Origin of the sequence: Salinarimonas ramus, assembly GCF_014645695.1 — a bacterium.
Taxonomy (GTDB): domain Bacteria; phylum Pseudomonadota; class Alphaproteobacteria; order Rhizobiales; family Beijerinckiaceae; genus Salinarimonas; species Salinarimonas ramus.
The window spans coordinates 1-601 of record NZ_BMMF01000048.1 but is presented as its reverse complement, the minus strand read 5'-3'; the positions used below and the strand labels follow the sequence as shown (position 1 = coordinate 601).

The window sequence follows — 601 nt, the reverse complement described above, 5'->3', positions numbered from 1 at the left end:
TCTCTTCGGAGCCGGGGACACAGGTGCTGCATGGCTGTCGTCAGCTCGTGTCGTGAGATGTTGGGTTAAGTCCCGCAACGAGCGCAACCCTCGCCCCTAGTTGCCATCATTCGGTTGGGCACTCTAGGGGGACTGCCGGCGATAAGCCGCGAGGAAGGTGGGGATGACGTCAAGTCCTCATGGCCCTTACGGGCTGGGCTACACACGTGCTACAATGGCGGTGACAATGGGCAGCGAAAGGGCGACCTGGAGCTAATCCCCAAAAGCCGTCTCAGTTCGGATTGCACTCTGCAACTCGAGTGCATGAAGGCGGAATCGCTAGTAATCGTGGATCAGCATGCCACGGTGAATACGTTCCCGGGCCTTGTACACACCGCCCGTCACACCATGGGAGTTGGTTCTACCCGACGGCGCTGCGCCAACCGCGAGGGGGCAGGCGACCACGGTAGGGTCAGCGACTGGGGTGAAGTCGTAACAAGGTAGCCGTAGGGGAACCTGCGGCTGGATCACCTCCTTTCTAAGGACGTTCCTCATCGGGATCGGGTCTCGTACCCCTCCCTGACGAACGGCTTAGGATAATGTGCGGCGCATCGGCTTGCCG

General features: G+C 60.6%; 1 rRNA gene. It reads left to right on the top strand.

From position 1 onward, the window contains the following. Positions 1-517: ribosomal RNA gene (locus IEX89_RS24170) — 16S ribosomal RNA — on the top strand; the annotation flags it as partial. Positions 518-601: the final 84 nt, after the last annotated feature.